Source organism: Methanofastidiosum sp. (assembly GCA_020854815.1).
Lineage (GTDB): Archaea > Methanobacteriota_B > Thermococci > Methanofastidiosales > Methanofastidiosaceae > Methanofastidiosum.
Window position 1 is genome coordinate 52,724 of record JAHKLW010000043.1, and the last position, 25,961, is coordinate 78,684.

Sequence of the window (25,961 nt, forward strand, 5' to 3'; positions counted from 1 at the left end):
TTTTTTATCTTTAATAAATTTTCTTATTGGAATAGATTCCAATAGGTTTAAATTTAGATTAATTCTATGAATTAAAAATACCAAATGTTTGACAAATGATATATATGGAGAATATTCCCTTTTCAGTCAGAATGCTTTCAAAACTATTTCCACTCAGATTCTTCTTTGCAAAATTTACTAAGTTACCTTTGATTGGAAACGTAATGGATAAAATGTTTTTTGAGAATGATAGACTCTTCTATATCCCAAAAGATAAAGTAATCACGATCAATCAGAAAATCGATGAAGATGACTCAATTTTAATTCCCTCTGAGATTTTAAATTATTATATAGATAGATCAAAGCATCACGTCATAATGAATTTCTGTATATGTAGAAAGTCGAAGAAATGTGAACATTACCCCCAAGACTTTGGTTGTCTGTTCCTTGGTGAGGCTGCATTAAATATAGACCCAAAACTTGGAAAACTGGTAACGAAAAATGAAGCAAAAGAATACGTAAAAAAATGTCGTGAAGCTGGACTTGTTCATTTAATTGGTCGAAATAAGCTAGATTCCGTATGGTTAAAGGCTAAGCCTCCAGAGAAGTTGCTTACAATATGCAACTGTTGTGAGTGCTGTTGTCTTTGGATGATGTTACCGAATCTCTCTAACGAAATCGGCTCTAAGGTAAAAAAGCTATCAGACCTTGAAATCCACGTATCTGAAAAATGTACAGGATGCAAAAAATGTGTTGAAGTTTGTTTTGTCAAGGCCATAGAAGTTCACGATACAAAGGCCCAAATAAACGATAATTGTAGAGGGTGTGGGCGATGCGTCGATGTGTGCAAATTTAATGCTATTACAATTTATCTTGCTAAAAACTCTTTAGAAGACTCTATTAGTAATATCTCTGATACTATAGAGTTATCCTAAAAACATAATAAGTCAAACTAAATCTTTATATAGAAAATAGCTACATATCGTTAATTATGTATGTAATAGTCGTAGGTGGTGGCCTTACTGGTTTCAATATTGCAAAGCTTCTTGTTGAAGAAGGTATTGGCGTCGTTGTTATAGAAAAGGATCTTGTAAGGTGTCAAGAAATTTCAAAAAAGATAGACGCTCTTGTTATACAAGGCAACGGCTCAAATCCTAAAGTTCTTGTTGAAGCTGGCGCAAAAGATGCTGATCTTTTGGTAGCAGTTACTAATTCTTCTGAAGTTAATTTAATATCATGCATAACGGGAAAAAATCTTGGAGCTAGAAAAACAGTTGCAAAGATTGCAATCGAATATAATTTCACAGAAGATATTGATCTGACTAAAGTCGGAGTAGACTATTCCTTCTCACCAGGTACCATTATCGCTTATGATGTTGAAAGAATTCTAGAACTTCCAAGTGCTCTTGCAATTCAGGCTTTAGCTGAAGGAAAAGTAACAATGGCAGAATTCTTAGTCAAAAGTGACTCTAAATACATAGGTAGGGCCTTAAAAGAAAAAATATTTCCAGATGAAACAATAATAGGTGCCGTTCTTAAAGATGAAGATACGATAATACCTACAGGAGATTATACTTTTGAAGAAGGTGACAAAACTTTCATTTTGGGTAAACCAAAACTAGTTGAGAAAGTTATAGAAAGATGTAGTGACTGCCAAAGAATCAGAAAAGTAATGATAGTTGGTGCAAGTAATACTGCCGTTCAACTTGCAAAAATGCTTGAAAGAAGTATGTCAGTGAAACTTATTGATAGTGATGCAAAAAGATGTGAAGAAATATCCAAAATCTTGCAGAAAACTTTAGTGATAAAGGGGGACATAATGGATCTTTCCCTATTGAAAGATGAAGGAATTGGAGATGTAGATGCTTTCATTTCATTAACTAAATATGACCAATTAAATTTATTTTCATGCTTGATAGGCAAATATTTGGGAGCTTCAAAAACAATTGCAAGAGTTGAAAATATTGAATTGATTAAATTCTTTGAGGATATGGGAGTTGATATAGCCTTAAGCCCAAAAATATCTACAGCCGAACACGTTATGAGATTTATTAGAATGGGCGGCCTTAAATCACTTATAATACTTCCAACTGGTGAAGCTGAAATTATTGAACTATCCCCTACGAACAGCGCCAAAATTCTTGGGAAACCTTTAAGAGATATAAATCTTCCAGAAGAGATCCTATTCTTGATTATCGTAAGGGGTGATAAGCTCATCATACCAAGAGGGGACGATATTATTCAAATAGACGACAAAGTCATAATATCTGCAAAAGTAGAGAAAATTAAAAAGGTAAAGGAATTATTTGGACAATATTAATTATTTCTTATTTTTATATGCTATGCAGGATATTTCTATGTCCGAGTTTTTTGGTAATTTTGATACCTCTACCGTAACTCTAGCTGGTTTTATAGTTGAGGTAAGTCTTTTCTCATAAATCTTATTAAATTTGTCAAAATTTCCAATATCTTTAAGATATACTTCTGATTTAACAATATCTTCAAGTGAAAGATTTTCTTCTTTTAGAATAGCTTCAATGTTGTCAAGTACAACTTCTGTTGCTTTTTCAATATTGTCTAGAATAAGTTCTCCGGATTTCTGAATCGGGATTTGGCCTGAAACAAATACAAAATCCCCTGCAAGTACCCCTTGCGAATATGGCCCAACTGGAGATGGGGCATTGGTAGTTTTTAGTACTTTTTTCATATAAAACACCATGACCTAAATTAATCAATAATATGTGAATAACTATATTAAATTATTCTATTGAAAAATAGTATGAAAGTATTAGTAAATAATATTGAGCGTGAAGGGCCTAGGCTTATTTTAAATAATTTTATAAATACTATAAATACTAAGATATACTAGATTAAATGAGATTAAATCCAGTTTTGCATATACTAGGACAACTTCTCCAGATGGTTGGAATCTCAATGATAATTCCCCTACTGTGGGGAATATACTATCACGAAGCTGAATCTTACATATTTTTAATTTGTTTTTTAATTACATTATTAACTGGTTCTTCTTTAAAATTAATTTTCAAAGAGGAGGATATTAGACTGATTGAAGGATTTGGAGTCGTTTCTTTTTGCTGGATAATAATTCCTATTTTTGGCGCTCTTCCATTTTATCTCTCGGGAGAATTAAGTTTTATTGATGCATATTTTGAAGCAATATCTGGATTTACAACAACAGGCGCTTCTGTTATTAACAATATAGAAATATTGCCAAAATGCATTTTATTTTGGAGATCTTTTACCCACTGGTTAGGGGGTATAGGAATAGTTGTTCTTGCTTTGATAATACTACCCGCCCTTTCAGTTGGAGGCAGACAGATTTTTTTACCTGAACCGTCTGGACCAAAATTAGACAAATTAAAACCTCAAGTTAGAGAAGTTGGAAAAATTATATATGGAATATATATTTTGTTCACAGGCATCCAAATTGTTCTATTGACAATTGCGGGTATGACTCTTTTTGATGCATCTTGCCACTCTTTTGCAGCACTTGCAACTGGGGGCTTCTCAACTAAGAATGCAAGTATTGGATTTTATAATAGCTCATTAATTGAAGGGATAATAATTCTGTTTATGTTTCTTGGTGCAACAAGTTTCTCTCTGCACTATGCGGCGTTAAAAGGAAAGATAAATTACTTAAAAGATAATGAATTTATTTTATATTTCTCTATTTTGGCTTTTTCTATCCTCATCGTAACATTAGACATTACTTACCAACTACATGAAAATATTTTATTGGCTTTTAGACATGCCATATTTAATGTAATAAGTATATCTAGCACTACAGGGTATGCAACGACGGATTTTAATTTATGGCCTGATCTCTCAAAATTGATACTGATTATACTAATGCTAATAGGTGGGTGTGCCGGTGGAACGGCAGGTGCTATGAAAGTCTTAAGAGTACTTTTATTAATTAAAATAGGATTAAGAGAACTCTATAAAATTATACATCCCAATGCAATCTTCCAGATTAAATTTAATGGTAAAATAATATCTGAAGATATTCTTCATGGCGTAGGAGGATTTTATTTTTTCTACATGGTCACTTTTGGCTTATGTAGTTTAATCATGCTTGGCTTTGGCAATGATTTTCTAACTTCTATTTCTTCCGTTGCTGCCACTTTAGGGGGGGTAGGGCCGGGATTTAGCCTTGTTGGGCCGATGGCTACATATAGTTTTTTACATCCAATTGCTAAACTTGTTCTGTGCTTCTGTATGTTAGCGGGAAGGCTTGAGTTATTTACATTGTTCGTATTATTTGTTCCAAGTTACTGGAGAGAGTAAATTTAATAAGCTAATCAAAGAAATAGGGATAAGGTATTTTCGATTTCATGAGGGCTATCGATGCGAACTAGAACTGTTCTAAAGATTATAGGAAGATTACTAATGATGATAGCTGTTTCGATGATATTCCCCGTAATATGGGCATTTTATTATGGAGAAGAAGAATTGCTCGTATTTATTGTTTCGATAGCGATAACATTTTTATTTGGATACGTTTTAAGTGAAATCAAAGAAAAAGGCGAAGGGCTAAGACTAATTGAAGGTTTAGGTGTTGTATCCTTAGGATGGGCTGCAATTTCAGCCTTTGGAGCCCTTCCTTTTTATCTATCGGGAACATTAGGATACCTTGATGCATACTTTGAAACAATGTCTGGTTTCACGACAACTGGTGCAACAGTTATTGTTAATATTGACATATTACCAAAATCAATTCTCTTTTGGAGGGCAATGACACAGTGGATTGGAGGCATGGGGATCATTGTTCTTGCAGTGGCAATTCTCCCCGCACTTTCTATTGGAGGAATGCAAATGTTTAATGCAGAATCTCCAGGCCCAAAACTTGACAAATTGAAACCACAAATAAGAGAAACTGCAAAGATATTATATGGGGTCTATCTTATTTTTACGGGTGCAGAAATCCTTCTTTTAATTGCAGGAGGTATGGGATTTTTTGATGCTTCTTGTCACACTTTTTGTACTCTCGCAACTGGAGGATTTTCAACAAGGAATGCAAGCGTTGCATATTATAACAGTCCTTTTATTGAAGGAGTTATAGTAATATTTATGTTTTTATCTGGTGCCAACTTTATGCTTCATTATTCTGCATTAAGGGGAAAGCTAGATTACTTCAAAAACAAAGAATTTTTATTTTATACTTTAATTCTAATATCTTCAATTCTTATAATGACTGCAGATTTAAGATACAGCGTCTTTAATAATTTGAGTGATGCTTTTAGGTACTCTTCTTTCCAAGCTACTAGTATAATGACCACTACCGGATTTACAACAAATAATTTTGATGCTTATCCGGCTCTTTCAAGGGTATTATTGATTGTTCTGATGTTCGTTGGGGGCTGTGCGGCTTCAACAGGTGGAGGAATTAAAAATATTAGAGTCCTAATAATATTAAAATATTTTTACAGAGAGATTTATCAATTTATCCATCCAAATGCAATTTTATCTATTAAAGTTGGAGAGGATACAATTCCCGAGGATGTTCTTAAAGGTATTATAGCCTTTTTTATAGGATATATGATAATTTTTATTCTTTCAACGATAATTGTCACTGCATATGGAATTGATATAATAACGGCCATAGCGAGTGTTGCTGCGACTCTAGGTAATGTTGGCCCAGGTCTAGGGCTTGTCGGACCTATATATACATACGCATTATTGCCTAATTTAATAAAAATAGTACTTACCTTCTGTATGTGGGTCGGAAGGCTTGAAATATTCACAGTAATGGTTCTTTTTGTACCTGATTTTTGGAAAGAATGAAAAATTAAATTAATTCATTCTCAACAAGATTTATTGCTTCATCAATTTTTTTCTTTAAAGCAATTGGCAATCCTTTGATTTCAATATCCAAGAAACCTCGAACAATAGCTGCTGTTGCTTCATCGCGAGTAAATCCTCTTGACATTAAATAAAATATTTCTTCTTCAGCTATTTTTCCAATTGCTGCTTCATGACTTAAGTCCACATTTGGATGTTTTGCTTCTAATTCAGGAATTGCAATTATACTCCCTTGTTCGGATAACATCATACCCATGCACTCTAGGTGGCCCTTTGCATCAGGAGATTCTCCAATTATGTCCCCCCTAGAGTAAATAGTGCCACCCTTGCTGATAGCTCTAGAAAGTATTTCGGCACTGGAACCTTTTCCTTTGATTATAACACGGCTTCCAGTATCAATTATTGAATCTTCCATGGCCACCATTACACTACTCATTATTGCTGTGGAATTCTCACCATTTAGATGTACAGTGGGATACATTTGGACTATCTTTACGGGATTCATAATAATGTAGTTACTTATGTAAGTTCCACCATCTTCGACTATAGCGGCACTTCTTGGTCTAACTTCAATGTTATTTTCCCAATTATGAATCATTGTGAAGGACAGTTTTGCATTCTTTTTAACATAAAATTCAGATATACCAAGATGCATACCTGTTGTAAGTCCAGGGTGTGAGGCACACCCAGATATTATATTGAGTTCGGACCCTTCTTCAGCGACAATTATATTATGGACTTTCTGTTTCTTGGGAGATTTTAGGTATAGACAAGCTTCAACAGGAAAATCTACCTTAGTACCCGGGAGTGATCTGATAAAGTATCCATTTACATCTTCAACGTCAACTTCTTTTGTATATTCATCCTTATCTTTAGAAACTACTTTCCAGAAATAATCATGAAGCCAATCATACTTTTCGAGAGCTTGTTTGATTCCAATCATCTCTATGCCTGACGCAAAACTGGAAGATGTTTCAACATTTTGGTCTACTTGGAGAAATATTGCAGATCTCTTATCCTTATCCATTTCTATTCCGACTTTTTCAAGCTTATCTTTTACATCCTTCTCGAGTTTTGGAATCCTTTCAGGCATTTTTCAACACACCCCTCGTAACCTTTCTTACTTATTTCTTCGAGCATATCATAAGGATCGCCCATGCATGCGACCATGCCCTTGTAAAGAATTAGCCCATAGTCTGCATCAACATAATCTAGAATATGTCCCTGATGAGTAATAATAAGTCCAGATTTTTTCCTATCGTCTTTACTCTTTTTTCTGTGGAGTAGTTCGCCCATTGCATTTCCAATCAAAGCGATGTTTTCTAAATCGACCCCACTGTCTGGTTCGTCAAATAATACTAAGTCTGGATTTAAAGTCAATAGTTGAAGTATTTCAGAACGCTTTACTTCCCCTCCAGAAAACCCAACGTTTAAACTCCTATTCAAGAATTTTTCCATATTTAGCATTTGAGCATATTCATAGATCTTATTCTGGTCTGTACCACTCTGCTTTGCACAGTTAAGTAACATATCAATTAACTTAACGCCACTTACCTTGGGGGGGTTCTGAAAACTAATGCCCATGCCCATTTTAACTCTCTGGTCAGTTGTTAGGTCATTAATATCCTGGCCTTTAAACATGACCCTGCCATAAGTTATTTGAAATGCAGGATTTCCAATTAAGGTCATTAAAAGAGATGTCTTTCCATTGCCATTTGGTCCAAAAAGAACATAAGTCTGACCTTCCTTTATGTACAGATTCACATGATCAAGGATAGGATTGCCTTCTACCTCGGCTCCAAGATTTACAACTCTCAACATAGTTATCCCTGAAAGTTAAATATGCAAAGGCTATTTATTTGTTGCTATTAATAATAATAAGGAAAAGTATTATATCACCTTAAATAAAGAATAATACAATGACAAGGATAATAATGCATGTCGATCTTGACTCTTTTTATGCTTCTCTAGAAGAAAACAGAAATATTTCTATAAGAGGTAAACCCGTTGTCATATGCGTTTATTCTGGTAGGACTGAAGATAGTGGTGCTGTTAGTACTTCAAATTACAGAGCCAGAGAATTAGGGATAAAAGCAGGAATGCCGATTATACTCGCAAAGAGGATTGCAAAAGGGAAAGATGTAATATTTCTACCCGTTGATATGACTTATTACAGAGAAACATCCGAAAGAATAATGGATTTATTGGAAGATGAATCAGATATAATGGAACAGGTAAGTATTGACGAAGCTTATTTAGATGTTACAGAAATGACAAAAGAAAGTTGGGATAGGGCAGTTGAAATAGCAAAAAAGATAAAAGTAAAAATAATCTTTCAAGAAGGATTGACTGCATCAGTAGGCATATCTTCTAATAAGTTTGTTGCCAAGATGGCCTCAGATTCTCAAAAACCAAATGGATTAACTATTGTTAAAGAAGGGGAAATAATATCATTTTTAGAAAAACTAAATGTCTCAAAATTACATGGGATTGGAGAAAAGACAACTAGTTCCTTAAATGAGCTGGGCATTCAAACTGCAAGTGACCTTGCATCATATGATTTAAAAGAACTTGAGGAAATATTTGGTAAAAATAAGGCCAAATTACTTCACGATAAATCATTAGGTGTAGATGAGTCTCCCGTTAAACCTAGGGACAAGAAGCAACTTTCAAGAATAGGAACTTTAAAAGAAGATACAAAAGACAAAAATTTAATTTTGGAAAAGATAGTTGATTTATCAAAGGACATTGAACAGCGAATAATAAAAAACAATGTCTCATTTAGGACTGTATCCCTAATAACTATAGATACTGAATTAAAAACTCAAACAAAAAGTGAAACAATACCAGAAACGAAGGATACTCAAAAAGTTGTTTCCGTTTCTAAACATCTTCTTGAAAAATACCTTGAGGAAAACGTTGATAAAAAACTTAGAAGGATTGGAATAAGAATTTCAAACCTAGAATTTTCTAAAAACCAGAAAACTCTTGATGAATTCTAGTAATATATTCTATCACTGCTAACTCTCCCTTTTGAGAATACTATATATTCATTTTCTAACAATTTCTTTTTCATCTCTAAACCTCCTTGAAATCCTCCAAGGCTACCATCAGATCTTATTGCCCGATGACAGGGTATAATCAAAGGAAATGGATTATTAGCAAGTGCATTTCCTACTGCTCTAGCACCTTTTGGAACACCTATTGATTTAGCTATTCTAGAATAAGTACTGACAAATCCTCGCGGAATATTATACTCTGCAATTAGTACTTTTTTCTCAAAATCGGTACAGATATCAAAATCTAAAATATCGAGATTAAATTTTATTTTTTCTCCTGAGATGAATCTATTTATTTGGGATGATAATTCTTCTAAAGAATTTGATTTTTTTGCATTGTGGTAGTCTTTTTTTATTGTTTGCATTAATAGAGTTTTATCCGTAGGAAGGAAGATTTTAATTACTTTTCGCTTATTATTCTCTTTCCAAACAATGCCAAATGTACCTAAGCAAGACCTTTTCAGGCAATAGAAATGCTGCATAAAATCTTTTTAGTATTATTTAATTAAATCTCCTACTTCTTTTTTACCTTTTTCCATCTCTTGTGCTTGTTGCTTATCCAACATCAGCAACATGGCCTGAAACTCCCCAACGTGTGTCTTTTCTTCTTTTGCTATATCTAAGAAAAGTATTTTTATATTTTTATCAGTAGTCATAGCTGCAAGTTGCTCATATAGACTTACTGCGTCCAATTCAGCTATTATCCCCACTCTTAAAATTTCTTTATCTATCTCTCCTTTTCGTATCTTGTCAAGATTTATTGGTATTTTTGAAAGCATTTATCCACCAAAAATTGATATATGTCTAACTTTATATTGCTTTTGAAAATCAAATCCCTATTGTAGTTCTAGAAAGAGAACCTTGATTTTCAACTCTAGATACCCCGTCTCTTTTTGTAACCTTTAATACATGATCAACGTAGCTTTCAATCTCTGGCTCATGAGAAACTATGATTACTTGATTCATATCAAGCATGTCGAGGACATCCCTTACTCTATCAAGTTGTTTTCTTGAAAAACCGTCTGTTGGTTCATCAAGGATTATAAGATCCTGTGTTTTTATTTCGTCGACAAGATTATTTATTATTCTATTTAAGGCCAGCCTATATGCAAGCGCAACAGAGGTTCTTTCTCCGCCTGAGAGAGATTCATAGTCTGCATCAAAACCTTCTTGTCTTAAAACTGGTGTGAAATCCTCATCTATTGTGACTTGTATTTCATCGCCTTCCAATAAATTCTCAAGCCACTTGGAAAAATAAGATTCAAACTGAATTCTAAGTGATTCCATAAACTCTTTTTCCATTGTTTCCATTAGACTAATGAAATAAGTGTCAAGCCAATTAGTCATTTTTTCTAATTTTTCTTTTACTCGTAGATATTTTTTCTTTTCTTCAATCTCTTTGCTCACTCTAATAAAATCATTTCCAAGAAGTTCAAATTCTTTTGATTTTTCTGCTTCTTCTCTTTCTTTTTTGATTTTTTCATCAGATATTATTTTTAATTCTTGGGAAATTGCTTGTTTTTCAGAATCTATGCCTGAGAACTCTTTTTGTTTTTCTTTTAGAATATGTATATTTCCAAATAAGGTATTCTTTTTATCATTTAATGTTTTCATTTCTTGCTTAAAATTCAATGCCTCTTTGTAGTTATTTAAAAGCATTAGGTATGAATCCTTATTTTTTTCAAGTTCATTTATCTCAGATTCGACTGGGGCGAGTTTTTGTATTTCATCTAGTATTTGTTTCTGTTCAAGAGATCTATCCTTAAGTTCTTCATTTAATTTTTTGAATTGAGATTTTGTGTCATTCAATTCTTTTGTTAGAACTTTAAAAGAATCAGTTTCTTTGATTAACTGTTCGAGTTTTAGTATCTTCTCTTTTTCAAAAGAAATCAAATTTGTGGATTTATTTTCTAAATCTTTTTCAATTTGTTTTAACTTAGTTTCAACTTTTTTAATAAGTTCATTTGTTTCGTTTAAATTGACTCCAAGGACATTTTTTTCCTTCTCAATTCTTTTGATCTCGTTCTGTCTATGACCTTTAGATATACTCTGTTTACATAGAGGGCATAAAGCAATCCCTTCAAGATTGCTCAATGACTCTAAATCATTTTCAAGAGATCTAATATCTCCACTAATAATGGAACTTTTATCTTTGTATTCTAGAATTTTTGTATTGTATCTTTCCTTAGATTTCAGTAGCCCATCTATTTCTTTGTTAATTCCTTCTTTCCTCTGATATATTCCCTCTATATTCTTTTGAAGCTCCGATATTTCGGCTTTTATTGTCTCTGTAGTTCTATCGTAATTAGCATTTAAAGATGAAAGTGCTTCTCCCTTTGATTTAATATCATTAGATAATTTTGATAGCGTCTCATTTTTATTTGATAAATCAACTTCAATCTTTCCTGCTTTAACTTTATAATCGTTGAGAAGGTCTCTTTTTTCCTTGGATTCTGAAAGATTATCAAAAATAACTTTAATATTATTTTCAATGAATAAAATTTCTTTTTTTATATCTAGATCGTATTTGCCATCTAATATTTGATTAATTTTCGTATCAAGAGCCGATATATTTTGCTCATAGGTGTTTAGCTCCCCTTCTTTAATAGCGATCTCCTTTGAGAGTTCCTGGAATTTTTTATAATTATATTCTATTTCTTCTGATTTCTGTGTTAATTCCAGTTCTTTTATCTTAAATCTCTCTAAACACTTTTTTATTTCATACACTTCCTTAGTTAATTCTTCCTTTTTGCCGGAAATGCTTTTCAGTTCCTCATTTTTTTCATTTAAACCTTTGGAAAGAAGTTCATAACTTGATGCACTTCGTTTAAGATCGAGTCTTAAATTGTTAGAATTATCTTTTATTATCTTATATCTATCAACTCCAAAAATCCTTCTTAGGATCTCCATTCTATCTTCTCTTTTGGATACTAGGATCTGTTTCATCTCCTCCTGTGGAGTGTAAACAGTATAACGGTAGATTGGGTTCTTTTGTTTTGTAAACAATTCTTTAGGATACCCCAATAATGAGAGTATTTCTGCTTTGAGTTCGGTGGGAGTCATGTCTCTCCTATTACCCTCGATTGAGATATAGCCTGTAGTCTGGGATATTGTTTCTCCTTTTTTTTGTAGACTTCTCCCGACTATTACTTCTTTGCCTTCTAATTCAAATTCTAACCTTACCATTGCTTCTCGTTCACCTCTCCTGAGGAGAGAAGAAGCCATTATGTCTCCCAATCCAAATAATGAAAATTCTATTGCAAGTAATATTGTCGATTTACCAAATCCAATGTCCCCCGATAATAAAAATGAGCCTTCTGGAAAATCAATCTTTTGATGTTGATAACTTCGTATGTTAAGCATTTCAAGTGCGAGTAACTTCATCTAAATCCTCCAGAAGTTTATTTTTTGAAAGATAATCAATTGATTCACTTAAAATACCTTTTGTGTAATCATCTTTCTTTTCACCTTCTTTTTTCTCTCTTGATAAAATAGTCATGAAGGTCTTTAGAAAAGAAACTGTTTCCGTCTTGCAATCCTTGAGTTTGACTTGATCTTTGTGGCGAATTATTACGTCTTCTTCAAGTTTTTCTTTGGTAAATGAAGAATTTTTTATTTCTTTAAACTCATTAGTTTTGACATCTCTAGTGTCCCTTTTTATTAGAAGTGCCCCTTTATTTTCTAAATACAAATTAATCTTCTTGAAATTAATATCCGATAATTTTCCTTCAATTTTTCCCTTGAACTTTACAATGACTATACAACCTTTAATATCATTTTTATCAGCTACATGTCTAACCTTCTCTTCAATATTAATTGGGTGGATTCCTTCCAAATTAATATCTAAAAGAATTACTTGAGCGACTCTTATAGTTATATATCTTTTGTTTATATTTCCATTATCATAGTTAACTAAGTAAAATCCCCCTCCCTTAAATGAGAGGAGCTCATCAATGTTATTGGGAAATAATGCGCCAGGAAATACAACGTTCTTATAATCTCCCACGTTAAATTCTCCCCTTTCATGGATATGCCCACCAGCATAATAAAAAAATCCTTTAGGTAGTAAAGATATGGGCATTGATTCCATTTGGTAAAGACCCTCAGGTTTTAATTCTTCAATAGCAGAGTGAAATAAAAATATTTTCTGACATTGTTCTTTTTCAAGTTCTTCCCTATCAAGTACATTATAAGTAGTCTTTTCTAAACTACCTCTTAAGCCAGATATTCCATAAATTTTAGTTTTTGTCTTTTCATCGAAAATCCCATTTAACTTTAACTTTCCATCAGTTTCTGTTCCAGAAGTGACTCTTTTAAGGAGTCCAGCTTCTTGAAAAACTTTTAATATTGTTCTTCCTGTTGGTGAAAAATCATGAGATCCTTCAATAACGTATACAGGTATTTCTTTAACTCTAAGTTCATACAATTTTTTTGCTGCTTTTGCCATTACTTCAATTGTAGGATTAGATGAATCAAAGAGATCACCAGAAACTAAGATAAAGTCAACATTCTCTTGGATAGAAATATCAATAGCTTTTTCAAAAGTTTTAATTCCTATTTCTCTTAAAGTGTCTTCTCTCCAACCACCTAAATGGAGATCAGCCATATGCGAAAATTTCACTCTAAGTCGACCCCTCTAACTGTAGTTTTTTCTTTTACAGATGCGCTCTTGTCTTTGAAAAAATCATCGAAAAGAGGTATCTTCAATGGTATTGCTAATTTAGAAAATGTAGAAGTCAAGAGTGCTTCACCTATATCAAGACTCGCAATGTTTCTTGATTCCTCGGAAATATCTTGAGGAGAGCTTTCTATTAATGCACTTCTCTCGTTAGACATCTCGGTTCCCATAATTATTTTTGTGTTCATATTTGCAAGTATTTCTTTTGGTATGAGACTTGGGAGTTGAGTTATGGCTACAAGTCCTACTCTGAATTTCCTCCCTTCTCTTGCAATCGTTCCAAAAATATTTACTCCCTTATCTAATACTTCTTTTCCAAGTACCCTTGGCGCCTCTTCAATTATTATGCTAACACAAGGCTTATTTTCAAGAAATCCTTTTGAACTCAAATCACGATATCTTGAAAAAATACCCTCTGCAAATATGCCTCCTATCAAAAGTTCAACTTCGCCGCCAAGTTTTGAAGTATCGATAATAACTGTTTTTCCGTTTTCAAGATAATCTACTACATTCTTTATTGTAGTTACTCCACTATTATTTGAAAATAAACTACTTCTAAAAGAGATTTTACCACCTTCTGAAGAGATACCAAATATATTATTAAATTTTCTTTTAAGTACATCAAGTGTAACTGCAGAAACTCCGTCTTCTCTTTCGGCGAGCACAATATTTTCAATCCATTTGCCTCTATCTTTGTTGTAGAATAGATAAATACACTCTACTTGAGCTTCTGTTAAAGATACTATTCCTGTTAGGTGCCATGGTTTTATTGTTTTTAAATCAAGAATGAGTGTACTTGTGCCAGGTGGGGGATTGGTCGAATAATAAATAATTTTATTTCTGGCGTTAGGATGATCCTTCAACCCTTTTTTTGTTCTTCCATAGTATTCGTCGTGGGGGTCTATAACTAATAAACCGGCATAATTCTGATTCAACAGATTGTAAGTAAGAACTTTAACAAGATTAGATTTTCCCTTACCAGTAGAAGCCGAAATCAACATATGATGTGTGATAACATCATCACCTTTGAGAAACACATCAATTCCTAGAACTCGTGAACCGCTTCTTATTTGGCCAAAGTAAAGTGGTCTTTTTGGCTTTTCAAGGAATTTTAAATCTTGTTCATTTATCCTTTCAACTGTAGAAAAGAATTGGGGAAGTCTTTTAGGAAGATGATAACGATTTGGTGTGACAAAAAGAACAGGTTTTAGGGTAATAAGAATGAAATTAGAAATATCACTATCTAAAAAAGACAAATTAGACTCTTCTTCTAGTTTTAATCCCGCTGCTAAACTCCTTATTCGCTCAGGTATTTGAGATCCATAAGAGATGTCAAAAACTTGGAGTATGAAATATCCGCTGTTTTCTCTTGCAACGATTAATTCTCCAAGTTCAACGTCAAGTCCAGTTTTCTGTCTTATTATTATTCCTCTAAAATCACCTGATACTATTTTCCCAACAATATCCAAATTATCATCTCCTAAATCCATTGTAAACTATCAAGAACATCGTGAGCATCCTCAACGCTAATATTTTCATCAATAAATTTTAAAATTTCCTCATCATCACAAAGAGACAAGAAAAGTGCCTTGTGTGTTTCTTTTTCATCTCCCCTAATCCTAGCAATATAATCAGCATCTACTAACCCATAAGGGTAGCCGGGAAATCTAAGGTCAACAGAGTTAGAAGCTATTGTTCCCAAGACTTCCTCAACACCTTCCCTTCCTAATACTTTTGCTCTATTTTTTTCTATTTCAAATCTGAAGGTGTATCTTGATGAAGGGTGAAATTTCACGAAATACATTTCTGCATTATGATCGGGGTGATTTATTTCTACTACAGGATAATAGTACCATAACTTCTTGGAGCATATTTTATTTCCTAAGAGCCTTATTGCATATGGTAATGATCTTCCCTTTGAAGTGTAAAGTCTAGACCTTTTAGCAATGCCACAAAAAGTAATTCCTTTCTCAGTCGCAGCCTCATAAGCTTTTTTGGAATAGTTGGATTCTCCCGTAATCGCTGTTTGAAGTGATCCGTCCCTTACTAAGATATCTCCATTTTCAAGTTCTTTTTGGATGATAAGTTCAGAGATTTTCCATTCAAGAAATCTTCTTGCAACTCCACAAACAGAACCTAATTCAGCTCTGAAACTTCTGTTAGATATTGATGAGTCATGAGAATTGATTGTCCTGTCTGCCTCATCAATATCGATTCCATAATTCTTTGAAAATGGAAACAATTTGAAATAAAAATCAATGTCTTTACCCTTGCCTATTGCTTTGCCGAGAACATAAAACTCATATTTTTGAGATATGTTTCTTGGAGGGGTGATCTTATTATTATTAAATATGTTAAAATAAATTCTAACAAATCCCAAATAAAGAGAAGGTGAAGAAAGCAATTCAATATTTCCTCCATCTATATATGTGACCTTTTTACTTGGATTACTTAGATTAAATTCTCTAATATTGTTTTTGCTTATAGGAAAGGAAGAGTATCTCTTATCGCTAAACTGGGGTTGCTCGCCGTCCAGGACATCACAACTATAGTTTTGTTCACTCTTTATTATATTAATAATATCTTTTATTATTTCTATATTCATCTTGTTTTAAAAATGAAAACTGAATATAAAAAACTATCTTCTAAAATTATTCTATGAATTCTGCCTTAATGCCGCCGACTGCTCGAGCTATAATATTGTAAAATCCGGCAAATAGTATTCCCGAAATTGCTCCTAAAATGGCATATATTATCGGAAAAGCTACTATTCCTGTTAAAGCAACTAATGCACCTGTATTAGGCGGGATACTAGTATACACATCAGGATATAATTGGGGGCCAAATGCTCCAGCAACTGCAAAAGCAATTGCAAAGACTATGCCCGCAATTAAACCTACTATCAATCCAATAAAGAAAAACATTTTAGCAACTGAACCAATATCAAATTTTTTTATCTCTTTTTTCATAGAATCACAGGAGATATAAAATGCATCAAAATATATAATTTTCGTATAGAATTAAAATAGGGAAAAAATTACAAATAGTATTTCATTTCAAGAGAGTTTTCAGCAAAACCACATGCTTTGTAGAATTTTTTAGTCATAGGGTCTCCACCTTCAATAGATACTGTTATGTACTTGCATTTGACTCTCTTCCCATAGTTTATTGCGGCTTCCAAAAGTTCTGCTCCAACACCTTTTCCCTTGTACTCATCCTTTATGACAATGTCTTCAATGTGACATACGTTGTAACTGTAAAATAGTATTGGTTTAACGAAAAGAGATAAGAAACCACAGATTTCGACACTGTCAAGCAAATTCTCTTCAGCAACAAATATCTTTATGTTTGGATTCTTGATATATTCAGTAAGTATCTTATTAAAATTAGCAATTTCATCAGGAGATTTTAGAGGCACATTGTGCAAACTATCAATAAGATCATATATATTATATCTGTCTCTAAACGAAGCTTCTCTCACCCTCAACAAATTCACCTTACCAAATTTATTACGTAAAGTATATAAAATTAATTTATAATTCTCGTTTCTATTTAAATATTAATCTGTTTATTTGATTCATTTTCTTTATTATAGTTTATCATACGACTTTTCGCTTCAGATTTAATTGGTCTGAGTTTAGGAAGATTATATGAAGTAATAATCCCGGCAAGTACTAAAACAAACCAAAATGATAATATTCGGTCCAAAATGGTAGCTGTGAGCGCTATATTTTTTCCCACTTTCAGTGAAGCGTATAAGAGAGTCATTGTTACTTCAACGACTCCAAGTCCTCCTGGCATTAAAGGAAGTAGTCCCATAAGAAGACTTATTGTGGATACAAGGGCAACAAGCAATGGATTCAATGGCCTTCCAAGAGCTAAAAAGACAAAATATGTTCTAAGTATCCAACAACACCACATAATTATTGATGCAACAATGGATCTATATAGGGCCCGCCTACTTTTCAGGATTAGTTGAAATTGTTGATGGAAATTTTCTACCATTGATAATGCCAAATCTTCATATTTATTAATTCTCTTGGAAATTTTTCCAATTATTCTTATAAACTTAAAAACAACTTTCTCTCCCGCTTTTTTATTAAAACATACATATATTGCCACCAAAAGCACACATATATAGATCATAATTACAAATGACAATATAGCAATTGTAGTCCATCCAACACTGTAAAAAAGATTAACATACATAACAGAAAAAATAGCAAGAACAAAAAAAGGCAGGGATTCTACAAATCTGTCTGCAGTAACTGTGGCAAAAACATTTTCAATTGGGGCAATGTCTTCATCCTTAGAAATGAGGAATGTCTTCATAGGCTCTCCACCTGTTTTAGCACTCGGTGTAACATTATTGAAAAAAATTCCAATCATTGTTGCAACAAAAACATTTTTCATGGAAACGTTAGGCTTTAGTGACTCAAGGAGAGGTTTCCATTTGTAAGCTTCCAAAAATAAGTTAAGTAATTGAAATACAACTGCAAGGCCCAAGTATAAGGGATTAGCACTCTTTATTAGAGTAATAAATTCAGCATAACCGACAAATTGAATAAAAATAAGTATTAATATAATTCCGGCAGTAAATGGTAGAATGGTCCTATAGTTTACCATTTTTAGCTCCCTCTAGCTTTATCATCTTGTCTACTTGATTTAATAATTTATCAATAAAAGAATTTTTTCTTTCGATTTCTTTGCCCAATAGAGAGTATTTAATGAATACTACTACAATCCCAATAGCTATCGGCCCTAAAAAAATTCCTATTGCCCCGAACGCTAAAAGTCCTCCAAAGAACCCAAAAAGAAATATCATTGGATGTATTTTAGCATATTTTCCTGCAAGTTTTGGTTTGATGTAAAGCTCAGGTATCACAGTAACAAATACCTGACCTATGATAAAAACATAGATTCCAGTCATTGCCTGACCATTCATTATATAGACAGCTGCAATTCCAGAAAATAACATCCAAGGACCTAGTATTGGCGCAAAGTCCATAAAACCAGACATTATACCCAGAAGGGATGGGTAGGGTATTCCAAATATTAAAAAGATAAAGTAACTAATTATTGCTGTAAAAATTGCTTTTAGAATATTAACAAGAATTATACTCTCAAAAACAATATCAATTCCTTGAAGAAGATTTGAAACGGTCTTTTTTTTATTTTCAGGTAACAAGTGGACAAATGTATCTCTAAGATTAGCCCCTTCTTTCAGTAAATATAATGCGAGTATTGAAGCAAGTAAAAGTTTCATCGCATATTCAGGGATATGAATTGTGAGGTCAATAATCTCCTCAGAGATATAGGAGACTAATTCATGTAATTTAGCAGTTAAAATATTTGTTAATTTGTCAAGGTCGTCAGAATATTCTATTTTATAATAGTTAAGAAATGAAATGAATAAATTTTTAGAGAAGGTATCAAGATCAGCAAATACTACCATTAATTTTTCAAAAATCCTTTCTTTACTAACATAATTTATAGTTGCAACTGCAAGATAAAAGAACAGTAAAAAAGTTGGTATTACAACTGTTATGGCAGAAAGAATCGCGGCATATGTTTTATTCATATATTTTACCAATAAACTGTTAATTGGCCTCATAAGATAAACTAGGACTAAAGTTACAATCAGTGCATCTACAAGGGGGAAAAGAGTTAGGGCTGCAATTATAAGAAAGAATATGAATATTGAGGCAATTGCAATTCTATACTCGATTTCTTCCATAGTGTATCCCTTTTAGTGAAAATATCTTAGGAGTATATAAATTTAAAGGGCAAATAAGTCTGGATGGCCAATTATTGCATCGACAATTCTTTTTGATACTTTACCATCCCATAGTGGTGGTTTTGGATATGATTTCTCTCTTTTTGGGATTTCATCTAGAGCGGAGGTCAACTTAATTGGATCTGTTCCTACAAGAATATTTGCACCATTCTCTAGGGTTACTATTCTTTCAGTATTCTCTCTAAGCGTTATACACGGCACATCAAGCATCAAGGCTTCTTCCTGTATTCCCCCAGAATCTGTCATGATAAATTTAGAGTTTGACAGAAGACACAAAAAGTCAAGGTAACCTAATGGCTCAATTATTTTTATATTTTTGCCAAGTTTTTGTATATATCCAATATCTTCCAATACTTTTTTTGTTCTTGGATGTAATGGAACAATAATCTTGGTGTCTATCTTTTTTAAAGAGCCGAATAATCCAATAAGTTTTTCAGGCTTGGCAGTATTCTCTGCCCTGTGGACAGTCATTAATCCATAGTTACCAGTGTTTACAGATAAATTATCTAGAATACTAGATTTTTTTGATTTTTGAATATTTAATAATAATGTTTCAACCATTACATTTCCAACAAAAAATATCTTCTTTTTATCGGCACCTTCCGATAGTAGATTATTTATCGCATCTTCTGTGGGTGCAAATAAAAACTGCGATATTCTATCCACAAGAATCCTGTTTATTTCTTCAGGCATTCTCATATCAAAAGAACGGTATCCTGATTCTACATGGGCCACGGGAATTTGCATTTTAATTGAAGATATTGCGCCTGCAAGTGTAGAATTTACATCTCCGACTACAACTGTTAAATCTGGCTTTTCTTCTTTCAATACTTCTTCTATCCTTGACATCATTGCCCCTGTCTGGACTCCGTGAGTACCAGATCCTATTCCAAGAAAAACATCAGGTTTTGGCAGTTCTAAGTCTTCAAAAAAAACTCTGTTCATATTCTCATCGTAGTGTTGACCTGTATGAACAAGAATTTGATCAATTTTTCTATTCTTAAACTCTTCATATATGGGCTTTATTTTCATGAAATTAGGTCTTGCGCCCACTATCGAGAGTATTTTCATAAAGAATCATTAAGAAATGTGTTTTTAAGAGTTTTGATTTGACTTTTTCATAATATGAAACGGTTTTAATATTATTTCATCTAAACTTTTATATATTGTTTCATGTTTAGTTATATTGTAATAAATAAAAATTATAATGGAGGTATTCTATGAGTAATGGCGATGGATTGAAAGTTTTAGCTGCAGTTCTTGCGGTGCTTTTATTAGTATCAATAATAGGAAACTTCTTTTTCTTGTATCGTTCACTTTCAGATGCAGGCGGACAGGGAACCCAATACAATGTCCTGCTTACTGAGAAAATGGCCCTTGATAACAAAATATCTTTATTGGAATCACAAATATTAGATAAAAACAAGAAAGTATCAGATCTTGAATCGGAGATTAGATCTATAAAATCTCAGTATGATGCAGCGCAAAGAAACGTTGATTTGAAACAGAGAGTGATTGACAACTATGAAACTCGAGTAAAGTCTTTAGAAGATCAACTTTACAACTGTGAGCATAAAACTCCCAAGATTACAACTTATACTTCATATTGTTCATGCGGATACTACAAATATAACTGCACATGTAATGGATACTGCTACTATGACTGGTACTGCCCAAGTTCATGCTCGTGCTGTTATACTAGTAGTTGTACAAACTGCTAAAATAATTTGAGGAAGAATCTTATGAGTCGAAATTTCCAATGGAGACTCTAAGTTCTCCCTCAATACTTTTTCTTTAATTATTCTATATATGCCTTTCGATGTGTTTTCTAATTAATAATCTAGGATATATTTATATTCTATTTTAATTCTTAAATTTTATGAGAAATCGAATAGTAGGCGTTCTGATAATATTTGTGTCCTTATTGATGGGATTTATTATTTTTTCCTTTAACAGAGCTATGACGGAAATAGTAAATACATCATGTGAACACGGACCATCCTGTCCTATGTGGGGAACAATCGATTTTCAGACCAATGTGAGCATTGCGATAATGAGCTTTGTAATAATAATAGGAATATATCTTATCTTTTTTGGAAAAGAAGAAAGAATTGTATCCGAAGAAGAAATAAAGGATACATCTATTAAAAAAGAAGCGTATGAACAGATCATGAAATCCTTAAATGATGAAGAGAAGACTATTTTAGAAAGCATTATAGAAGCAAACGGTACTATTTTTCAATCTTCCCTTACAGACAAAACAAGCTTTAACAAAGTAAAAGTTACACGAATCTTAGATAAACTTGAAGGAAGAGGCATAATTGAGCGAAGAAGACGTGGCATGACCAATGTTGTCATATTAAAACACTGAAACTAGCAGAAACTAGTTTCAAACAATGCCTAATAAAGAGTTTCATTTTACTTTTTCTATAGCTATAATTGCTTAGGAGGTAAGCTATGGAAAAAATAATAAAAATAGAAGGCATGCACTGTAAAAACTGTGTACGCTCTATTGAGAAAAAGGTTTTATCACTCAAAGGAGTAAAGAGTGTCAAAGTCAATCTTTTGGAGAATAATGCTATTGTAGATTTCAATTCTGATGAAATCAGTTTAGAGCAAATTCAGACTGAAATAGAAAATCTTGGATATCCAACAGGATTAAACTCTAAGGAAAAGAAGTCAAATAATATTTTGAAAGGTCTAGCATATGGGATTGTTCCCCACATCGGATGTATTGGATTCATTGTTGGATCAGTCTTAGGTGTGTCTATACTGATGCAATTCTTTAGGCCCCTATTAATGAGTAGGTACTTTTTCTACGGCCTAGTTGCACTGTCCCTTGGATTTGCAACTGTTTCAGTAGTACTATATTTGAGAAATAACGAGCTCCTCTCAATCAGAGGCTTGCAAAGAAAATGGAAGTATGTTTCAATAACATATGGCTCAACAGTTGGTGTAAATTTGGCACTGTTTTTAATAGTCTTCCCAATGCTTGCAAATGTATCTGCTGCGACTGAGGGAGATCGATTAACAGTAGGTTCAGCAGAATTTATCACATTAAGTGTAGATATACCGTGTTCAGGCCATGCACCATTGATATCTAATGAACTTAAAACAATCGACGGTGTACAGGAAGTCAAATACAGCACACCGAATATATTTACGGTTAGATATGATTCTGGGAGAACTAACAAATCAGAAATACTGAAACTTGCTGTCTTCAGAGAATATCCTGCAAAAATACTAAATGAAACTCCTCCACAAGGGGTTTCTCCATCTAATACGCCAAATAAATCTTCAACTTCCGGATGCGGGTGCTGCAGAGGGGAGTAAATCAAGAGAATATTGGGGGTAAAAAAATGAAAAAAACATTTATACTTAGATCTTTTATTATTGCATCCTTTTTTATTACTATAATTTTATTTTCAGGATGTAATTCTTCAAAAGAAGTTATTGGACAGACAAATAATATTCCAAACTCAGAAAGAGAAGTTAATAAAATCACCATACCGATATCTGAAATTTCAGAGAATGCAAAGTGGTATAAATATGAAATCGATGGAAAAATAGTTTCGTTCTTTGCTGTTAAAGATTCTTATGGAAAATTAAAAACAGCATTTAATGCGTGTGACGTGTGCTATCCTGAAAAGAAAGGATATAGACAAGAAGGAAATTATATGGTATGCAATAACTGCGGGCTTAAGTTTGCCATAAATGGAATTGGAACAGAAAATAAGGTAAGTGGTGGATGTTGGCCAGGATATTTACCTTCAAAAATAGAAGGGCATTATATAATTATTGAAAAAGAAGCCCTAGAAAATGGCAAATGGAGATTTTAATTTTTTTTTATTTTTAAAAAATGATAGGTTTAAATATATTCAATCATAGAATTATAGATAGAGGAATAAGATGGCAGATAAGAAAACTAAGAAAGCTGAAATTAAAGTTACTGGAATGACATGCGCTACATGTGCAACAACTATAGAAAAATCACTTATGAATTTAGAAGGTGTGAGTAAAGCTGAAGTGAATCTTGCTAAAGAAACGGCTTCTGTAGAATATGACTCAAACAAACTTAAGATAAATGACCTTGATGATGCGGTAAAAGATGCGGGTTATGACGTAATAAATGAGAAAGTTGTATTAAAAGTTGGAGGCATGACCTGTGTAATGTGCGCCAATACTATAGAAAGCACATTATCTAACCTTGATGGGGTTATTGAAGTCAATGTAAATGTTTCCTCTGAAAAAGTATATATAACTTATAATCCAAAAATAGTTTCAATCGCCGAAATGAAAAAGGCTATTGAAGAATCTGGATATCAGTACCTAGGTATAGAAGGAGAAGTTCTAGAGGATTTAAAACGAGAAGAAAATCAAAGAAAGAAAAAAATTAGAATAATTATAGGGGCTATAGATTCTGCAATACTGATGGGACTTATGTATGCTCCAATGACGATGCTCCCAATATCAATGCCATTTTTAATGTTTTTAATAGCTCTGCCGGCTTTTTTATATCTAAGTTACCCTATATTTAATGCTGCATATAGATCCTTGAAAAATAAGAATCTAAACATGGACGTTATGTACTCTATGGGTATTGGAGTTGCATTTTTTTCAAGTATACTTGGAACTTTCAATATTTTATTAGGCAGCGAATTCATGTTCTATGAAGCAGCAGTAATGCTTGCAACATTTCTAACCTTTGGTAGATTTCTTGAAGAGAGGGCCAAAGGAAAGACATCAGAATCAATAAAAAGACTAATGGGACTTCAAGCAAAGAACGCAACAGTAATACGCGACGGAAAAGAAATAGAAATTCCTATTGAAGATGTTGTTGTAGGAGATGTAGTTATAGTCAAACCTGGAGAGAAGATCCCCGTCGATGGAGAAGTGATATCCGGGCAGAGTTATGTTGATGAATCAATGATTTCGGGAGAACCTATACCCGTTCTTAAGGAGAAAGCAAGTAAGGTAATTGGGGCGACAATTAATAAGAACAGTATAATCAATTTTAGAGCTACAAAAGTAGGCAAAGATACAGTTTTATCACAAATTATAAAGCTAGTAGAAGATGCTCAAGGGTCAAAACCTGAAATTCAGAAAATAGCAGATAAAGCAGTGAGCTATTTCATACCAACAGTTCTGGCAATAGCCAGTATTTCATTCGTTAGCTGGTACTTTATATTCAACAGTACTTTCCTTTTTGCAATCACAAGATTGATATCTATTCTTGTAATAGCATGCCCTTGTGCATTAGGCCTTGCAACGCCAACTGCAGTTACGGTAGGAATTGGAAAAGGGGCCGACCTTGGCATTCTTATAAAAAATGGAGATGCCCTTCAAATATCAGAAAAGTTGACAGCAGTCTTATTTGACAAAACTGGAACATTGACAAAGGGAATGCCAGAAGTTACAGATATTATTGCATTTGGAATCTCAGAAAAGGAACTTATCAAAATTGCAGGTAGTGTTGAGAAGAATTCAGATCATCCTTTAGCGAATGCTATTGTTAAAAAATCAGAAGAGCTAGGAATGAGCCTTACAAAAAGTACAAATTTTGATACATTTGGCGGAAAAGGTGTTGAGGCAAATATTTCTAGAAAAAAAGTACTAATTGGAAACAGAACTTTATTTAATGAAAAGAAAATTGATATCTCAAAAGACATAGAATTACAGATAACTAAGCTAGAAAATGAAGGAAAAACAGCAGTTTTAATATCGTCTGAAAATAAATTTTCTGGAATTATAGGAATTTCAGACACTTTGAAAGAAACATCCAAAGATTCAATTAAGGAATTAATGAAAAATGACCTCAAAGTTTACATGATCACTGGAGACAATAAAAGAACAGCCTCAGCTATCGGAAATATTCTGAATATAAAAAATATACTTGCAGAGGTATTGCCTGAAGACAAAGCAAATGAAGTAAAAAGACTACAAAAAAATGGTGAAGTTGTTGCTTTTGTGGGTGATGGGATAAATGATGCCCCTGCCCTTGCTCAAGCAGATGTCGGAATTGCAATTGGGAGCGGTACTGATGTGGCAATAGAAAGTGGAGATATCGTTCTTGTAAAAAATGACACAAGAGATGTCGTTTCGGCCATAAAATTAAGTAAAAAAGTTATGCAAAGAATAAAACAAAATATATTCTGGGCATTTGCTTACAATACTGCACTTATACCTGTTGCAGCTGGTGTACTATATCCGTCATTTGGCATTTCTTTAAGGCCTGAGTTTGCCGGTTTTGCAATGGCTATGAGTTCAGTTACAGTTGTAACCCTATCTTTAATGCTAAAAAAGTTTAATCCTAATAAAAATTAAGAGGTGATAATATGGCAATTGATCCTGTATGTAAGATGACAGTTGATGAAAAGACTGCAAAGTTTAAGAGCGACTATAAAGGCAAAACTTATTTTTTCTGCGCTCCAGGTTGTAAAAAAGCATTCGATCAGAATCCTGATAAATATTTAAAATAGATAACTGTCTTATCCCAAAATCATTTCCCGTGAGGAAATGTTATTGGGGTATGGCAAAGCTCAACGACAAAAAGATTGCCTGGATAATCAAGATGAAAGAGCGTGGTCTTAGTTCTAGTGAGATTGCCTTCATCCAAAAGATTACC

At 33.0% G+C, this 25,961-nt stretch carries 25 protein-coding genes; 11 read left to right on the plus strand and 14 right to left on the minus strand.

The window, feature by feature from the left end; genetic code table 11:
• Positions 1 to 104: 104 nt before the first annotated feature.
• Both KO464_05935 and trkA read left to right on the plus strand, forming a co-directional pair.
• Complete coding sequence (locus KO464_05935) at positions 105 to 914, plus strand: 4Fe-4S binding protein (protein ID MCC7572910.1); 810 nt, start codon at positions 105 to 107, stop codon at positions 912 to 914.
• A 56-nt stretch (positions 915 to 970) separates the two neighbouring features.
• Positions 971 to 2,299, plus strand: a complete 1,329-nt coding sequence (gene trkA, locus KO464_05940; GenBank protein ID MCC7572911.1) for a Trk system potassium transporter TrkA — start codon at positions 971 to 973, stop codon at positions 2,297 to 2,299.
• Here the strand turns inward: trkA and KO464_05945 are convergent, their stop codons facing one another.
• Positions 2,300 to 2,686 carry a Rid family detoxifying hydrolase gene (locus tag KO464_05945; protein ID MCC7572912.1) on the minus strand — a complete coding sequence of 129 codons (387 nt, stop codon included), beginning with the start codon at positions 2,684 to 2,686 and terminating at the stop codon, positions 2,300 to 2,302.
• A gap of 167 nt (positions 2,687 to 2,853) precedes the next feature.
• Here KO464_05945 and KO464_05950 point away from each other — a divergent pair, with 167 nt between their 5' ends.
• Together KO464_05950 and KO464_05955 are read left to right on the plus strand one after the other, a co-directional pair.
• Positions 2,854 to 4,287: a TrkH family potassium uptake protein gene (locus KO464_05950; protein ID MCC7572913.1), complete on the plus strand. Its 1,434-nt coding sequence runs from the start codon at positions 2,854 to 2,856 to the stop codon at positions 4,285 to 4,287.
• 60 nt (positions 4,288 to 4,347) lie between these two features.
• On the plus strand, positions 4,348 to 5,784 hold the full coding sequence (locus tag KO464_05955; protein MCC7572914.1) for a TrkH family potassium uptake protein: 1,437 nt from the start codon (positions 4,348 to 4,350) through the stop codon (positions 5,782 to 5,784).
• A gap of 4 nt (positions 5,785 to 5,788) precedes the next feature.
• Here KO464_05955 and KO464_05960 read toward each other — a convergent pair whose 3' ends face one another.
• Positions 5,789 to 6,895, minus strand: coding sequence for a SufD family Fe-S cluster assembly protein (locus tag KO464_05960; GenBank protein ID MCC7572915.1), 1,107 nt, complete (start codon positions 6,893 to 6,895; stop codon positions 5,789 to 5,791).
• The gene (locus KO464_05965; GenBank protein ID MCC7572916.1) at positions 6,859 to 7,623 is read right to left on the minus strand and encodes an ABC transporter ATP-binding protein; all 765 of its coding nucleotides are present in this window, start codon (positions 7,621 to 7,623) and stop codon (positions 6,859 to 6,861) included. Before KO464_05965 ends, KO464_05960 begins: the two co-directional genes overlap by 37 nt.
• 98 nt (positions 7,624 to 7,721) lie before the next feature.
• Here KO464_05965 and dinB point away from each other — a divergent pair, with 98 nt between their 5' ends.
• Positions 7,722 to 8,804 carry a DNA polymerase IV gene (dinB, locus tag KO464_05970; protein ID MCC7572917.1) on the plus strand — a complete coding sequence of 361 codons (1,083 nt, stop codon included), beginning with the start codon at positions 7,722 to 7,724 and terminating at the stop codon, positions 8,802 to 8,804.
• On the opposite strand, the gene KO464_05975 is transcribed toward dinB, so the two are convergent.
• The 11 genes from KO464_05975 to wecB all read right to left on the minus strand — a co-directional run bounded on the left by KO464_05975 (position 8,801) and on the right by wecB (position 20,407).
• Positions 8,801 to 9,343 carry a methylated-DNA--[protein]-cysteine S-methyltransferase gene (locus tag KO464_05975; GenBank protein MCC7572918.1) on the minus strand — a complete coding sequence of 181 codons (543 nt, stop codon included), beginning with the start codon at positions 9,341 to 9,343 and terminating at the stop codon, positions 8,801 to 8,803. The genes dinB and KO464_05975 overlap by 4 nt on opposite strands.
• 15 nt (positions 9,344 to 9,358) lie before the next feature.
• Positions 9,359 to 9,640 (minus strand): rubrerythrin, encoded by a 282-nt coding sequence (locus tag KO464_05980; GenBank protein ID MCC7572919.1) that lies wholly within the window; start codon positions 9,638 to 9,640, stop codon positions 9,359 to 9,361.
• A gap of 49 nt (positions 9,641 to 9,689) precedes the next feature.
• Positions 9,690 to 12,245, minus strand: a complete 2,556-nt coding sequence (locus tag KO464_05985; GenBank protein MCC7572920.1) for an SMC family ATPase — start codon at positions 12,243 to 12,245, stop codon at positions 9,690 to 9,692.
• Positions 12,226 to 13,467 carry a DNA repair exonuclease gene (locus KO464_05990; protein MCC7572921.1) on the minus strand — a complete coding sequence of 414 codons (1,242 nt, stop codon included), beginning with the start codon at positions 13,465 to 13,467 and terminating at the stop codon, positions 12,226 to 12,228. Before KO464_05990 ends, KO464_05985 begins: the two co-directional genes overlap by 20 nt.
• A gap of 11 nt (positions 13,468 to 13,478) precedes the next feature.
• The gene (locus tag KO464_05995; protein ID MCC7572922.1) at positions 13,479 to 15,008 is read right to left on the minus strand and encodes an ATP-binding protein; all 1,530 of its coding nucleotides are present in this window, start codon (positions 15,006 to 15,008) and stop codon (positions 13,479 to 13,481) included.
• 11 nt (positions 15,009 to 15,019) lie between these two features.
• A complete protein-coding gene (locus KO464_06000; protein MCC7572923.1) occupies positions 15,020 to 16,144 on the minus strand; it encodes a DNA double-strand break repair nuclease NurA in 1,125 nt (374 codons plus the stop codon).
• Between the two features lie 46 nt (positions 16,145 to 16,190).
• Positions 16,191 to 16,508, minus strand: a complete 318-nt coding sequence (locus KO464_06005) for a hypothetical protein (protein MCC7572924.1) — start codon at positions 16,506 to 16,508, stop codon at positions 16,191 to 16,193.
• Positions 16,509 to 16,576: 68 nt separating this feature from the next.
• Positions 16,577 to 17,026, minus strand: coding sequence for a GNAT family N-acetyltransferase (locus tag KO464_06010; protein ID MCC7572925.1), 450 nt, complete (start codon positions 17,024 to 17,026; stop codon positions 16,577 to 16,579).
• A gap of 65 nt (positions 17,027 to 17,091) precedes the next feature.
• Positions 17,092 to 18,165 carry a flippase-like domain-containing protein gene (locus KO464_06015; GenBank protein ID MCC7572926.1) on the minus strand — a complete coding sequence of 358 codons (1,074 nt, stop codon included), beginning with the start codon at positions 18,163 to 18,165 and terminating at the stop codon, positions 17,092 to 17,094.
• Positions 18,152 to 19,276, minus strand: coding sequence for an AI-2E family transporter (locus tag KO464_06020; protein ID MCC7572927.1), 1,125 nt, complete (start codon positions 19,274 to 19,276; stop codon positions 18,152 to 18,154). The genes KO464_06015 and KO464_06020 overlap by 14 nt, the downstream gene beginning before the upstream one ends.
• Before the next feature lie 42 nt (positions 19,277 to 19,318).
• Positions 19,319 to 20,407: a UDP-N-acetylglucosamine 2-epimerase (non-hydrolyzing) gene (gene wecB / locus KO464_06025; GenBank protein MCC7572928.1), complete on the minus strand. Its 1,089-nt coding sequence runs from the start codon at positions 20,405 to 20,407 to the stop codon at positions 19,319 to 19,321.
• A gap of 149 nt (positions 20,408 to 20,556) precedes the next feature.
• On the opposite strand from wecB, the gene KO464_06030 reads away from it, so the two are divergent.
• From KO464_06030 to KO464_06055, 6 genes are all read left to right on the plus strand, one after another.
• Positions 20,557 to 21,057: an ELKS/Rab6-interacting/CAST family protein gene (locus KO464_06030; protein MCC7572929.1), complete on the plus strand. Its 501-nt coding sequence runs from the start codon at positions 20,557 to 20,559 to the stop codon at positions 21,055 to 21,057.
• Positions 21,058 to 21,215: 158 nt separating this feature from the next.
• Complete coding sequence (locus KO464_06035) at positions 21,216 to 21,707, plus strand: MarR family transcriptional regulator (protein MCC7572930.1); 492 nt, start codon at positions 21,216 to 21,218, stop codon at positions 21,705 to 21,707.
• An 86-nt stretch (positions 21,708 to 21,793) separates the two neighbouring features.
• Positions 21,794 to 22,669 (plus strand): cation transporter, encoded by an 876-nt coding sequence (locus KO464_06040; GenBank protein MCC7572931.1) that lies wholly within the window; start codon positions 21,794 to 21,796, stop codon positions 22,667 to 22,669.
• A 26-nt stretch (positions 22,670 to 22,695) separates the two neighbouring features.
• Positions 22,696 to 23,175, plus strand: coding sequence for a DUF2318 domain-containing protein (locus tag KO464_06045; protein ID MCC7572932.1), 480 nt, complete (start codon positions 22,696 to 22,698; stop codon positions 23,173 to 23,175).
• A gap of 70 nt (positions 23,176 to 23,245) precedes the next feature.
• Positions 23,246 to 25,660, plus strand: a complete 2,415-nt coding sequence (locus tag KO464_06050; protein ID MCC7572933.1) for a heavy metal translocating P-type ATPase — start codon at positions 23,246 to 23,248, stop codon at positions 25,658 to 25,660.
• 11 nt (positions 25,661 to 25,671) lie between these two features.
• Positions 25,672 to 25,815 carry a YHS domain-containing protein gene (locus tag KO464_06055; protein ID MCC7572934.1) on the plus strand — a complete coding sequence of 48 codons (144 nt, stop codon included), beginning with the start codon at positions 25,672 to 25,674 and terminating at the stop codon, positions 25,813 to 25,815.
• The last annotated feature ends 146 nt before the right edge of the window (positions 25,816 to 25,961 follow it).